Source organism: Eionea flava (assembly GCF_055393785.1).
In genome coordinates this window covers 1,866,037-1,879,082 of record NZ_AP036018.1, presented here as the reverse complement: position 1 = coordinate 1,879,082, position 13,046 = coordinate 1,866,037, and the positions used below count along the sequence as shown (strand labels likewise).

Sequence of the window (13,046 nt, the reverse complement as noted above, 5' to 3'; positions counted from 1 at the left end):
AGTATAGTCAATGAATCATATCCTGCACGTTTTTTCTATAAAACGTCTTGCTTGCCCGTTTAGAAAAGAGTAGTGTGGCAGCTAATTTGCCGCTACTGTATGCCCGAAAGCCTATTATAGATGGATAATACTCAATATAAGTTACTCGTAATTGACGATGAGCTCGGTGTTCGACAGAGCCTCACTGCATATTTAGAAGATAGTGGTTTTCACGTTTATGATGCTGAAAATGCAGACATAGGCTTGGCGCTATTTAAAGAACATCTCCCCGATCTTGTTATTACCGACCTGAGCATGCCTGAAACAGATGGCTTAGTGCTACTGCAGCAAATTCATGATGTCCTGCCAAGTGCACCCGTTATTGTTATATCCGGTGCGGGAGTGATGGGCGATGTTGTGCAGGCGTTACGTCTAGGTGCAACGGACTATTTGATTAAGCCTATTGTTGATATGGAAGTATTGGTATTAGCGATTCATAAAAGCCTCGAACGCTGCCAATTGCTAGTTGATAACGAACGCTATCGCCTAGAATCAGAAAAAGCCAATATAGAACTAAGACGACACGTTGCAGCCTTAGAACAAGATCAACGAGCAGGCCATTTTGTGCAGCAATCAATGTCGCCAGTATCGCCTTTTACAGCAGGGCAGTACATTTGTGAACATGATCTTATTCCATCGTTATATCTCAGCGGTGATTGCGTAGATTATGCTTTTATTAAGCAGCGTTACTATGCTTTTTATTTAGCCGATGTATCGGGGCATGGTTCTGCTCCTGCGTTTGTCACTATCTGGCTACGCAATGTGGTTGCTCAATTAGTGCGCTTGAAAAAAATGTTGGTTGATTTCGATAACGCCGATTCGGCTTTGTTACATTTGTTGAATTTAATTAATCGACAACTTATCGAGATTGGTATTAATAATCACCTTACGATCATTATCGGTGTATTGGATACCGAAACGGATCAGCTTTATTACGTGGTTGCAGGGCATCTACCGTTACCGGTATTACTGCATAATAATAAAGCGAAGTTTTTACCGGGTAGCGGTAAGCCCGTGGGCTTGTTTGAAAATGCCAAGTGGGATGTATCGCATGTGCAATTACCTAAAGGTGATTACTCTCTTTTGCTATTCTCTGATGGCGTACTAGAGTTAATAGAAGACAAAGAATTGACCATTAAAGAAGAGCGTCTGCTTAATATTGTTGAAATAGCGCAAGGGCATGTCGATAGTATTGTGGATGATGTGGGTGTGAAAGAGGTTGATGAGTTACCCGATGATGTGGCAATTCTCTCAATTAGAAAAGTGGTATAAAACGTTTTTATATAGGTAGTGATAGCGTTATGTTGGAAGCAGCATTGGGTCGAATTTTAGTTGCCGACCATCTAGGTGTTTATGTGATAAAAATGGTTGGCGATGTGCGCCTAACCCTTTGTGTGTCATTTGATCAATATATTGAAACCTTATTTGGTAAAAATGATTTTTGTACCATATTATTTGATTTATCTGAAGCTGAAGGTCTAGACAGTACAACCTTGGGATTGATTGCGAAAATCGCTGTTAAAAGCGAGAGTATCAAAAATATCCAACCTATCGCTATTTGTAATAATCCCGATATTATTAAATTATTGACCTCAATGGGTATCGACTCTGTCTGTCAAATTATCGATAGCCCCCCGCAAGAGTATTGTCCTACGGAATCTTTTTCTGGCCTGAGCGTGTGCGATGATGATGAAGGTAAAGTCAAAGAAAAGGTACTAGAAGCACATTGTGTGTTGATGGGGCTGAATGAATCAAATCGAGAAACCTTTAAAGATTTAGTGCAGACACTAGGCAATAGTTAGTTCTCTGTCGTACAAGCTAGTCTAAAAAATAGTATAAATATTAGAGTGTCTTTATGAATTACGTTATGGTGCTATTGGTACCTATTTATCGTGTTGATAGTAATGTCATTGCTTGTGAAGGAGCCTTTGCTAAACATTTGCAGGAACTGTTTCCGCGGATCAGTGAATGGGGAAATCGCATAGTTATACATTCCCCTCAAATGGATAACGAAACCTACAACAAAAATAGACATCATTTAACGCATATTAATTGTGATAAAGAAAATGTTCATTATATTGATGGCCCGCCTATAGAATTATCAAGAACAGCATTTTTACTCCGCTCCCCTTTTAGTATTTGGCCTAAAATTTGGCAAGTTGTGCGTTCTGCTAATGTGGTACATGCCAGTGCTTCTAAAGATATCTTTCGGCTATTTACGATTGTTTCAATTGTTTTTGCGGTTTTGCAACATAAAAAAACAATTTTTGTCATGGATATTGATCATCGTAGCTCAGCAAAAATGTCTTATAAGACAGGAAAGTTTTCGAAAAAAAGCTATCTGCTGAGCCAATATATTTATAACCCCTTAATTAGTTTGCAAATTCGTTTTGCATCGAGATTCTGTGATTTAGTAATGCTGAAAGGTAAAGCGTTAGCTGATGATTACGGTAAAGGGCGTGCTCACGTTAAAAATTTTTACAACACGGCTCACGATTTATCATTTGTTATTAATGAGCAGCAGTTAAGCGAAAAGCTGACGACCTTAAGTAATGATAATAATAGTATCCGCCTTGTTTACTTCGGGCGTATCGTTCAGTACAAAGGTATTCACGATATGATACAGGCGACAAAAATGGTCGCTGACAACCTCGTTAATTCTGGTTCAAAAAAGACAGTGTCTCTGACTATTATTGGCTCGGGTATACAAGAAGCTGAATTACAAGCAGCGGTGATAGAGCAAGGCTTAGAAGAGTTGGTAACCTTTAAAGGAGCAATAAGTTATGGTGAAGAATTGTTTTCATGTTTAAGAGAGTATGATTTTTTATTAGCTGCGCCGCATAGTGAAGATACACCGAGAAGTGTATTTGATGCGATGGCATGCGGTCTACCTATGATTGCCTACGACACTTACTATTATAAAGATCTAGAAAGCACGGGTACTGTTAAAACAGTGCCATGGTTATCACCCTCTGCTATGGCTGATAAAATTATAGAGCTATCGAGTACTCCCGAACACGTTAAATCGATGGTTTTGGCTTGCAGAAAATTCGCTATTAATAATACTCAAAAAATATGGATGGATCGTCGCCTAGAATGGACTAAAGAATTTCTATCCAAATAATAGTGACGGTTAAATGTTATCTCTCACTTGATGTTTCGAGCGAATAAAATCGCTATGCCGTAAATGAATCAAATCTGCAATACGGCGCACAATATGCTCTTCATGCTTATCCAGCACGCCATCCGCGTAAGCTACCGTCCATAACTCACAAGCCAATTGGTATTTGGCTTCCTCGTCACAATGTTGGTTAATCAATTGAGTAAACTGGTACAGCGAAGAGGCTTCGCTGGATGCAGTTTTTGCGTGTTCGATGAGTTCAGTTAATTCCCTCTTTTCTAATGAAAATCGCTCGGCGAGTGCTGCACTGAGTGCATCCAATTCTACAGGGTCAAATTGTTGATCAATCGTGGCGACTTCGATGAGTAAGGCGGCGGTGGCAATAGGTAGTTCGTCATTGGATAGCGAAGCCGACTGCCCTGAAGACGTGTCGACTAAATTGTCTAGTAGAGACTTAAGCGTGGCAAGCATCGTGTTAATAGTTTCCTAAAGGGTGAACTCAGCGATACCGGTAAAAATCGGTATCGAGTGAAATGAATTCAATTCAATCAAATCTCATTAAGTTTAATTAGCGCTCACTTAACAATACTTCCAAGCTGATTTGATCTTTGACAAATTGACGAATTCCTTCGGCTAATTTTTCTGTTGCCATCGGGTCTTCATTCATCTGAAAGCGAAATTCTGCTTCGCTAATTGCTGCAGGTGCATTTTGCCTATCAGTATTTGGCGATAACTGTTGGGTGAGTGTGCCCATGTCGGCCTCTAGTTCTGCTAACAGTGCTGGGCTTATTGTTAGACGGTCACAACCGGCCAAGGCCTCGATCTCTCCTGTATTACGAAAACTTGCGCCCATGACGACGGTATTAATACCGTGTTGCTTATAGTGGCGATAGATTTCAGTTACCGATATCACGCCCGGGTCTTCTGCTGCTGTGTTGATAGTTTTATCGGTATTGGCTTTATACCAATCTAATATACGCCCAACAAACGGGGAAATTAAAAAGACCTTGGCATCGCCGCAAGCCACGGCTTGAGCAAAGCTAAATAGCAATGTGAGGTTGCAATTAATGCCTTCTTTTTCTAGCGCTTCAGCCGCTTTAATACCTTCCCATGTCGCCGCAATTTTGATGAGTACACGCTGTTTATCGATGCCGGCATCTTTATATAGTGCAATGAGTTGTTTTGCTTTCTCAACAGTCGCTTGTGTGTCAAAAGATAAGCGTGCATCGACTTCAGTTGAAATGCGTCCGGGGATAATCGATAAAATTTCGCAGCCAATTAATACGGCTAGTTTATCAGCCGCATAAGCGATGGCTACATGCTGGCTATTATTCGATACTAATTGAGCTTGTTGTTTGCCCCATGTGATTGATTGTTCTATCAGGTGAGCGTACTGAGGCATTGCGGCGGCTTTTAATAGCAGTGATGGGTTAGTCGTCGCATCAAGAGGTTGGTATTGGCGAATGGCTTCTATATCACCTGTATCGGCTACCACATCAGTCATTGTTTTTAATTGTACTAGTTTGCTGCTCGTCATTGTCTGAACCTTTATTTTTTTATTTATTCTATTGGTATAACCCTAAGCAATCGCTGCAAGAGCGTCAACTAATACCTGCACATCGGCATTTTCTTTATGCGCATTTTCACTAATATGCCGCCTAAAAGCACGCGCGCCAGGCTCACCCTGAAATAAACCTAAAACATGTCGGCTTAGGTGGTTTAGTCGCGACCCCTTGGCTATTTCGCGAGCGCAGTACTCAATATATTGCTGCGCAATATCAATCCGAGGAGCAATGGGGTGATCATCGGCAAACAGTTGCTGATCAACCTGGGCCAATAAATAAGGATTACTGTAGGCCTCACGCCCAATCATCACGCCATCAACATGTGCTAGATGGTTTAGTGTGTCGTCTAGGGTTTTAATACCACCATTAATGACAATGGTTAAGTCGGGGAATTCTTGTTTTAAGCGATAAACAAAAGGGTATTGCAGCGGTGGCACTTCACGGTTTTCTTTAGGGCTTAAGCCCTGCAACCACGCTTTACGCGCGTGCACGATAAACGTTTTGCAGCCGCGATCAGCGATTGGGCGGATAAAATCTATCATGCCTTGGTAGTCATCCATATCATCAATACCAATACGGTGTTTGATCGTCACCTCAATATCGACCTTATCTTGCATCGCCTGATAAGCGTCGGCCACCTTATTCGGGTGCGCCATTAGGCACGCGCCAATCATGCCATTTTGCACGCGATCACTCGGGCAACCGCAATTCAAATTCACCTCGTCGTAGCCCCATTGTTCAGCCAATAATGCGCACCGTGCCAATTCGTCCGCGTCACTTCCGCCTAATTGCAAGGCGAGTGGATGTTCTTCAGGGTTGTAATCTAAAAATCGTGCGGGATCACGATGCAGCAACGCACCTGTCGTCACCATTTCGGTATATAAGCGCGAATGCCGAGAAATCAGTCGCCACAAATAACGACAATGACGATCACTCCAATCCATCATCGGGGCAATAGAGAAACGGTGGGGGGAATAGTTCATAAGTGTTGTGTATCGGCTACATATAGTGCTTTCATTTTACATGAATATGGTAGCGGACGCTTTTACAGAATAAGAATCTAGGGGTATTTTACAGCGCGAGCAGGCGCGCTGTTTATTGATTATGCTTGCATAGGGTTGATTTTTTCGTGATCGATATTGTATTTGCCGATGGCTTGGTTAAATGTAGTGATACTGATTTTATCTTGATGATAAAGACCATATAAGGCGGTAATGGCGATGTAGTAGCGGTCGACTTCGAAGAAGTGGCGTAGTTTGTCACGTGTATCGCTGCGGCCAAAACCGTCGGTACCGAGTACGTAGTAATCACCGGTAATAAAGCTGCTGACTTGTTCGGCATATTGCTTTACATAATCGGTGGCGGCAACAACGGGGGAGGTGTTGCCTCTTAAGCATTGGCTAAGGTGGCTGCTAATGTTGTCTTTAGGGTTGGTGCGCTGTTGCCTTGCGGTTGCTTGTGCATCGCGGGCGAGTTCGTTAAAGCTAGTCACGCTCCAGATAGTTGAATGCACAGAAAAATCATTGTGGAGTAATTCAGCTGCGGCTTCGACTTCTCGTAGTATGGTGCCACTGCCTAATAGCTGTACGTGTAAATCAGAGGTGTTTTCTGTTGTGCTTTTTTTTGCGTTCTTTGCGGGAGTGTCGCCTATAGAAGATAAGTGATACATCCCTTTAATGATGTCTTCATCTTTATCGGTTGGGTGTTGAGGTTGCGGATAGTTTTCGTTCATTACGGTGATGTAATAAAACTCATCTCGATTTTCTTCTAGCATACGTTTAGCACCGTAATGAAAAATAACGGCGAGCTCGTTGGCATAGCAGGGGTCGTAAGACTTACAGTTAGGAATGGTGGATGCCATTAAGTGGCTGGTGCCATCTTGGTGTTGTAGACCTTCGCCACTGAGCGTGGTTTTACCTGCGGTTGCACCGAGTAAAAAACCTCGTGCACGTTGATCTCCCGCTGCCCAAATAAGATCGCCAATGCGTTGGAAACCAAACATGGAATAGTAAATATAAACTGGCAGCATCGGTTCATTGTGTGTGCTGTAGGATGTGGCAGCCGCCGTCCATGAAGCAATTGCTCCGGCTTCGGTAATGCCTTCTTCTAGTAACTGGCCATCAGTTTGTTCTTTATAATTGAGTAGACTGGATGAGTCTTCGGGTTCGTACTGTTGTCCGTGAGGCGAGTAAATACCAATTTGTCGAAACAGATTGGCCATGCCAAAGGTGCGAGCTTCGTCAGCAACAATGGGGACGATACGCGGGCCAATAACCGTGTCTTTGAGGAGGTTGCTCATCATCCTAACGGCGGCCATCGTGGTCGACATTCCCTTGGTGTTTGCGTCGAGTGCAAATTGCCCGAACGTTGCGAGCGTTGGCATCGTCAGCGAAGGAGCAGAGGACGAGCGTTTAGGCAAGTGTCCACCAAGCGTTTGACGTTTTTCTTTCATGTACTGCATTTCGGGACTGGAGGCATCGGGCCGATAAAAAGCTAATGATTCCACGTCGTGATCTGAAAGTGGTAAAGAGAAGCGATCACGAAAAGCCAATAAGCCATCAATGTCGAGTTTTTTAGCTTGATGGGCGACCATTTTTGATTCGCCAGCAGATCCCATGCCGTATCCTTTTTTCGTTTTTGCGAGTATAACGGTAGGTTTGTCGGTACTGTTTTTGGCGGCATTAAAGGCGGCGAATAATTTTTTTATGTCGTGGCCGCCGCGTTTTAAATTATTAATTTGTTGGTCACTCATATGTGCAACCAGTTGCATAATTTCAGGGTCTTCAGCAAAAAAATTCTTGAGATTATAACTACCGTCGTTGGCGCCTAGGGTTTGATATTTTCCATCGACGGTTTCTGAAAACTTTCGTAACAGTGCATGATTTTTATCGCGTGCAAATAATTGATCCCACTCGCTACCCCAGAGTACTTTAATCACTCGCCAGCCAGCGCCTTCAAATAAGGATTCTAGTTCAGGAATAATTTGCCCATTACCGCGTACGGGGCCATCTAAACGTTGGAGATTACAATTAATAATAAATGTAAGATTGCTGAGGTTTTCACGTGCCGCTAACGATAAACCTGCAATAGATTCGGGCTCATCCATTTCGCCATCACCAAAAATACCCCACACATGTTTTTGTGAGGTGTCGGTGATTTTACGTGCGCGTAAGTAACGCATAAAGCGTGCATTATAAATAGCGTTAAGTGGGCCAATACCCATTGAGCCGGTTGGATATTGCCAAAAGTTTGGCATTAACCAAGGGTGAGGATAAGAGCAAAGCCCATTGCCATCCACTTCTTGCCGATAGCGTGATAGATGAGATTCGTCTAAACGGCCTTCTAAAAATGCACGGGCATAAACACCCGGTGCCGAATGTGGTTGAAAATAAATGGCATCGTCGTGACGAAAAAAATGATTAAAGCCTACTTCAAAAATTTCGGCTGCCGATGCGTAGCTGGCAATATGCCCGCCTAAACCGCCATAGACTTCGTTGGCGCGCATAACCATTGCCAGAGCATTCCAACGTAAAATTGCTGTGACTCTTTCTTCAATGGTGATATCTCCAGGATATTCTGGTTGATCATTGACAGCGATGGTATTGCGGTAAGCAGAAAACTTTTGACTATCTTGATTAACCCCCAATTCTTTGGCACGTTTATCGAGTTCGTACAAAATAGTTTGTGCCGCCTCGTCGCCACTATGTGCAATAAGGCTATCTAATGATTCAATCCATTCGTTAATTTCAGTTTGATCATTATGAGTATTGGGCATGGTCGTATTGCTCTTTATCCAATTTTTTATGAATGCTTACTGCATGTTGCTTGCATACAGGGTCAGTAACTTCTCCTACTGATTAATGAATCTATGGCAGAGAAATTACTGATGAATGATGGGACTGTGCTAATTATGCTACTGCAGCAGCAGACTTAGTTATGGTGGCATGAACGTAGTCCAGCCCTTGAGCAATGTCGGCTTGAATGTCAGTAAGCGTTTCTAGGCCAACCGATAAGCGAATAAGCCCTTCACTAATACCAAATTTTGCACGCTCTTCTGGCTCATAAGGTGAATGTGTCATGCTAGCAGGGTGTTGTACTAGTGTTTCTGCATCGCCTAGGCTCACTGCACAAGTGGCTAGTTTGAGTGAATCAATAAAGGCGACGCCAGCATCAACACCACCGTGTAGCTCAAAAGAAATCATGCCGCCAAAGTTATCCATTTGTGATTTGGCTAACGCATGCTGAGGGAATGATGCTAAACCGGGGTAATAAATTTTTGCGACCGCAGGGTGTGCCTCAATTTGTTGAGCCACAGTTAATGCGCTAGAGCAATGGCGATCCATTCGAACTTCTAGGGTTTTTAGTCCGCGTAAAATAAGAAAAGCATCCATAGGTGAGATCACCGCACCGGTCATATCTTTTAAACCAAAATAACGAATATGATCTATTTGTTCTTTATTGCCAATAACCGCACCAGCAATTAAATCACCGTGCCCGCCTAAATATTTTGTGGCGGAATGAACAACAATATCAGCGCCAAATTCGATGGGGCGCTGAAGATAGGGTGTGCAATAGGTGTTATCGACAACTACTAAAGCATCGTGAGTGTGGGCAATATCTGAAACGGCTTGTATATCAACAAGGCCATTGTTTGGATTCGACGGTGTTTCAAAGTAAACCACACGTGTTTTATCGCTGATGGCATCCGCTACATTTTGCGGATCGCTCATATCCACGTGCGTAATAGTGACTCCAAACTTTTGCAGTCCGTGTTGCATATAAGAAAACGTGCAGCCATAAATGGTTTTGTCAGCAATGATCTCATCACCCGGTGAAACCAAAGACCATAAGGCTGAGGTGATAGCGCCAATACCTGAAGATACCGCTAACGCCGCTTCGCCACCTTCTAGTGTAGCTAATCGTTCTTCTAAGAGGGCTTGTGTTGGATTACCTAGACGAGTGTAGATATAGCCTTCGGTTTCACCTGCAAAGCGATCGCCCCCTGTTTTTGCATCGGGAAATGCAAAGGTTGATGTCATATAAAGCGGTGGTACTAATGATCCTTGATGGCTCATTGGGTCGTAGCCTTTATGGATAGCGCGTGTCGCAAAGCCTTGGGGTGAGTCAGTATTAGTATTTTTCATAGCAGTAGCCTAATTCGATCTATGGTTTACATTGGGTGATTGAAAGTATTTCTTTGCGCTTCTATTACAATCATCGTGCCAATAATTATTTTCAATTAAATCAATGGCTTGCATGTTTTTTGCTTGGCGTTGATATGTTGAATGTAAAGATTTTCTTACGATTTCTGGCATTATGTTTACAGGCCTTAGAAATCATGGCGTGCAGAGTGTAATAATAAATTTACACTGTATGATTATGTTTACATTTTGGTGGTATAATGATGTTTTTTTACGGTGTGGGCATCGCAAACAATGAAAATTGAATTAGTGGGCGAAAATCGATTCGGTATTACGCAGGAAGTGTTATCGGTTATTACTGCGCAGCAATTAGAGCTCGCGTCTATGGAGGTGGTGGCAGGACATATCTATATCGATGTACCAAGACTGACAAATGACAACATGGAAGATGTTTTTCTTGCCTTAGAAAATATTCCCGGTTTGCAGGGCATTCATCGCATAGATTTATTACCCAATGAACGTCGCCGTCATCACTTAGATGCTTTGCTCGCTAACTTCCCTGATCCGGTGTTTGCCATTGATACTGATGGTATTATTTTATCGGCTAATACGGCGGCCGCGACGCCTTTAGGCTTGCAGACGTTGATGTTAGAAGGTCGTGAAATTACGACGGTTATTGAAGGTGGTTTTTCTTTAAGTGATGCCGCAAATGGTCAAACACAAGAAGTAACGTTAGCTGGGCAGCCGTATTTATTGGAACGCCAATTGATGACCGTTGCTCCGCTTATGTCTTCAGTGGATTCTACCGCTCATCATTCTTCTGAGCCTCTTACCATGGAAGCCCCGGTGATTAGTGATAGCATGTTAATTTTGCATACGCCTTCACGTTTAGGGCACCACATTTCTACTGTGCAGATGGGGCATATTGATGGTTTTGATAATATCGCAGGGCAGTCACAAGCGATGCAGCAAATTAAACGTCGGGCGCAGCAGCTAGCCGGTGTTCATGCACCATTATTGATTCAAGGTGAAACGGGCACTGGTAAAGAGTTGTTTGCACGGGCGGTGCACCAGGCGAGCCCGTGGTCGGCATCTGCATTTTTAGTACTTAACTGTGCCGCTTTGCCCGAAAACCTTATTGAAAGTGAATTGTTTGGTTATGCGGGTGGTGCATTTAGTGGTGCGACACGTGATGGTAAACCGGGCTTATTAGAGTTGGCCGATGGTGGTACGGTATTTTTAGATGAAATTGGAGAGATGTCGACTTACGTGCAAGCGAAATTACTGCGCTTTGTTCAAGACGGCACCTTTCTTCGTGTGGGCGGTAAAAAAGAGCGGCAAATTAATGTACGCATTGTGTGTGCAACTCATCGTGATCTCGAGCAATTAGTTAGTGATGGGCTGTTTCGTGAAGATTTAATGTATCGTTTAAATGTGCTGAACTTATTGTTGCCGCCATTACGAGAGCGAAAAGACGATATTATTGATTTGGCCAATGTGTTTGTTGCTCGCGCTGCGAAGCAAATTGGTTGTGCTATTCCAACTATTAATGATTCAGCAAAAACATTGCTGACGCGTTACTTGTGGCCGGGTAATGTGAGGCAACTTGAAAATGTGTTGTTTCGTTGCATTGCTTTGCATCAACATAAGGTGATGACTGCCCAAGATTTAGAAAGCGCGGGTATACGGTTAGATCACGCTGCGGATAAAACGCTACCGGATGATTGGCCTACTAATTGGAAAGCCGCACAAGCTGCGTTTGAAAAGGATTTGTTGACAAGACTCTACAACGATTATCCCAGTACGCGTAAATTGGCGAAACGTTTAGAGGTATCTCACACCACCATTGCCGATAAGTTACGCGCTTACGGTATTCCTCACTCTGCTTCCAATTCTGTACGGCAAAATGAGCGTTAACAGGCCCGAATCCGCTTACCAATTCTTTATATCTGAGTTGCTGGAATATGTACCCAGCCTTCCATAAGTACACGTGCACTGCGGCTCATAGTCACACTATTCACTGTCCAGCCGGTACTCGCTTTTTTAGTTTCTGCGCCCACGGTTAATGTACCGGAAGGGTGACCAAAGGTAACGCTGTTGTCGATATTCCCCCCTGCGGCATTGTTTACTAGCGTTCCTGGAATAGTTGCGGCTGTACCAATAGCAACGGCTGCGGTACCCATCATGGCGTGATGAAGTTTTCCCATAGAAAGTGCGCGTACGACTAAATCAATTGTGTTTTCTTCAATGACTTTTCCGCTCGCGCTGGTATAGCTTGCCGGTTTATTGATAAAAGCGATCTTGGGCGTATGTTGGCGACGAGCCGCTTCGTCGATGTGCTCAATAAGCCCCATGTGTAATGCGCCATACGCACGTATTTTTTCAAACATAGTGAGTGCTTTGGGGTCGCTATTGATTGTGTCTTGCGATTCGATACCGGTGTAATCAATATCGTCGGCATTGATAAAAATAGTGGGGATGCCGGCATTAATCATGGTGGCTTTTAAGGTGCCGACGTCGGGGACTTCAATCTCGTCGATTAGGTTTCCTGTAGGAAACATGGCTTCGCTAGCATCAACAGGTGTAACAAATGTTACTTTGACTTCCGCTGCGGGAAAGGTCACTCCGTCGAGTTCAAAGTCGCCGGTTTCTTGGACGTTGCGGTTGGTCACGGGGACTTTTGCAATAATAGTTTTTTCAATATTGGTTTGCCATATTCTGATATTGGCGTGGCCGTTTTGTGGTATTTGTTCAGCATCTACTAAGCCGTGACTAATACCAAATGAGCCTACGGCTGCGGTTAGATTGCCGCAGTTACCACTCCAATCAATAAAGGGTTTATCAATGGCGACTTGGCCAAAAAGATAATCAACATCGTGATCATCGCGGTCGCTTTTAGAAACGATAACAATTTTGCTGGTACTGGAAGTGGCGCCTCCCATACCGTCGGTATGTTTGCCGTAAGGATCGGGGCTGCCGATAACGCGAAGCAGGATGGCATCTCGTGTGGGGCCGGGTGTTTGTGCTTCTGGCGGTAGGTCGTGCAAATTAAAGAAAACCCCTTTGCTGGTGCCGCCACGCATATAAGTCGCAGGGATTTTTATTTGTGGTGAGTGAGACATAATTTTTTCTCTAATTAATGTTTTTGCAGTTTTTTTAGTGAGTATTTTCTAAACCTTA

Annotated in this window: 10 protein-coding genes; 4 read left to right on the top strand and 6 right to left on the bottom strand. The window is 43.5% G+C overall.

Annotated features, from left to right (window positions below; genetic code table 11):
* Positions 1 to 120 precede the first annotated feature (120 nt).
* From ACZ5O6_RS08180 to ACZ5O6_RS08170, 3 genes are read left to right on the top strand one after another with little or no spacing between them, the layout of a single operon-like run.
* Positions 121 to 1,311, top strand: a complete 1,191-nt coding sequence (locus tag ACZ5O6_RS08180) for a SpoIIE family protein phosphatase (protein ID WP_447092758.1) — start codon at positions 121 to 123, stop codon at positions 1,309 to 1,311.
* Positions 1,312 to 1,340: 29 nt separating this feature from the next.
* Entirely contained in the window at positions 1,341 to 1,841 is a 501-nt protein-coding gene (locus tag ACZ5O6_RS08175) for an STAS domain-containing protein (protein ID WP_447092759.1), read from the top strand.
* Between the two features lie 53 nt (positions 1,842 to 1,894).
* Positions 1,895 to 3,163 carry a glycosyltransferase family 4 protein gene (locus ACZ5O6_RS08170; RefSeq protein WP_447092760.1) on the top strand — a complete coding sequence of 423 codons (1,269 nt, stop codon included), beginning with the start codon at positions 1,895 to 1,897 and terminating at the stop codon, positions 3,161 to 3,163.
* Between the two features lie 9 nt (positions 3,164 to 3,172).
* Here ACZ5O6_RS08170 and ACZ5O6_RS08165 read toward each other — a convergent pair whose 3' ends face one another.
* From ACZ5O6_RS08165 to ACZ5O6_RS08145, 5 genes are all read right to left on the bottom strand, one after another.
* Positions 3,173 to 3,631, bottom strand: a complete 459-nt coding sequence (locus tag ACZ5O6_RS08165; protein ID WP_447092761.1) for a tellurite resistance TerB family protein — start codon at positions 3,629 to 3,631, stop codon at positions 3,173 to 3,175.
* A gap of 97 nt (positions 3,632 to 3,728) precedes the next feature.
* Positions 3,729 to 4,697, bottom strand: a complete 969-nt coding sequence (gene tal, locus ACZ5O6_RS08160; protein ID WP_447092762.1) for a transaldolase — start codon at positions 4,695 to 4,697, stop codon at positions 3,729 to 3,731.
* 42 nt (positions 4,698 to 4,739) lie between these two features.
* The gene (gene dusA, locus ACZ5O6_RS08155; protein WP_447092763.1) at positions 4,740 to 5,708 is read right to left on the bottom strand and encodes a tRNA dihydrouridine(20/20a) synthase DusA; all 969 of its coding nucleotides are present in this window, start codon (positions 5,706 to 5,708) and stop codon (positions 4,740 to 4,742) included.
* Positions 5,709 to 5,827: 119 nt separating this feature from the next.
* The gene (mdeB, locus tag ACZ5O6_RS08150; protein ID WP_447092764.1) at positions 5,828 to 8,500 is read right to left on the bottom strand and encodes an alpha-ketoglutarate dehydrogenase; all 2,673 of its coding nucleotides are present in this window, start codon (positions 8,498 to 8,500) and stop codon (positions 5,828 to 5,830) included.
* A gap of 133 nt (positions 8,501 to 8,633) precedes the next feature.
* A complete protein-coding gene (locus ACZ5O6_RS08145; RefSeq protein ID WP_447092765.1) occupies positions 8,634 to 9,869 on the bottom strand; it encodes a methionine gamma-lyase in 1,236 nt (411 codons plus the stop codon).
* Positions 9,870 to 10,160: 291 nt separating this feature from the next.
* Between ACZ5O6_RS08145 and ACZ5O6_RS08140 the strand changes: the two genes are divergently transcribed.
* Entirely contained in the window at positions 10,161 to 11,783 is a 1,623-nt protein-coding gene (locus ACZ5O6_RS08140) for a sigma 54-interacting transcriptional regulator (protein WP_447092766.1), read from the top strand.
* A gap of 26 nt (positions 11,784 to 11,809) precedes the next feature.
* Here the strand turns inward: ACZ5O6_RS08140 and prpF are convergent, their stop codons facing one another.
* A complete protein-coding gene (prpF, locus tag ACZ5O6_RS08135) occupies positions 11,810 to 12,988 on the bottom strand; it encodes a 2-methylaconitate cis-trans isomerase PrpF (protein WP_447092767.1) in 1,179 nt (392 codons plus the stop codon).
* Between the last annotated feature and the right edge of the window lie 58 nt (positions 12,989 to 13,046).

Excerpts from the sequence above, each read along its gene's own strand:
- ACZ5O6_RS08180 (WP_447092758.1), top strand. The coding sequence starts at position 121 with ATGGATAATACTCAATATAAGTTACTCGTAATTGACGATGAGCTCGGT.
- ACZ5O6_RS08175 (WP_447092759.1), top strand. The coding sequence starts at position 1,341 with ATGTTGGAAGCAGCATTGGGTCGAATTTTAGTTGCCGACCATCTAGGT.
- ACZ5O6_RS08170 (WP_447092760.1), top strand. The coding sequence starts at position 1,895 with ATGAATTACGTTATGGTGCTATTGGTACCTATTTATCGTGTTGATAGT.
- ACZ5O6_RS08165 (WP_447092761.1), bottom strand. The coding sequence starts at position 3,631 with ATGCTTGCCACGCTTAAGTCTCTACTAGACAATTTAGTCGACACGTCT.
- tal (WP_447092762.1), bottom strand. The coding sequence starts at position 4,697 with ATGACGAGCAGCAAACTAGTACAATTAAAAACAATGACTGATGTGGTA.
- dusA (WP_447092763.1), bottom strand. The coding sequence starts at position 5,708 with ATGAACTATTCCCCCCACCGTTTCTCTATTGCCCCGATGATGGATTGG.
- mdeB (WP_447092764.1), bottom strand. The coding sequence starts at position 8,500 with ATGCCCAATACTCATAATGATCAAACTGAAATTAACGAATGGATTGAA.
- ACZ5O6_RS08145 (WP_447092765.1), bottom strand. The coding sequence starts at position 9,869 with ATGAAAAATACTAATACTGACTCACCCCAAGGCTTTGCGACACGCGCT.
- ACZ5O6_RS08140 (WP_447092766.1), top strand. The coding sequence starts at position 10,161 with ATGAAAATTGAATTAGTGGGCGAAAATCGATTCGGTATTACGCAGGAA.
- prpF (WP_447092767.1), bottom strand. The coding sequence starts at position 12,988 with ATGTCTCACTCACCACAAATAAAAATCCCTGCGACTTATATGCGTGGC.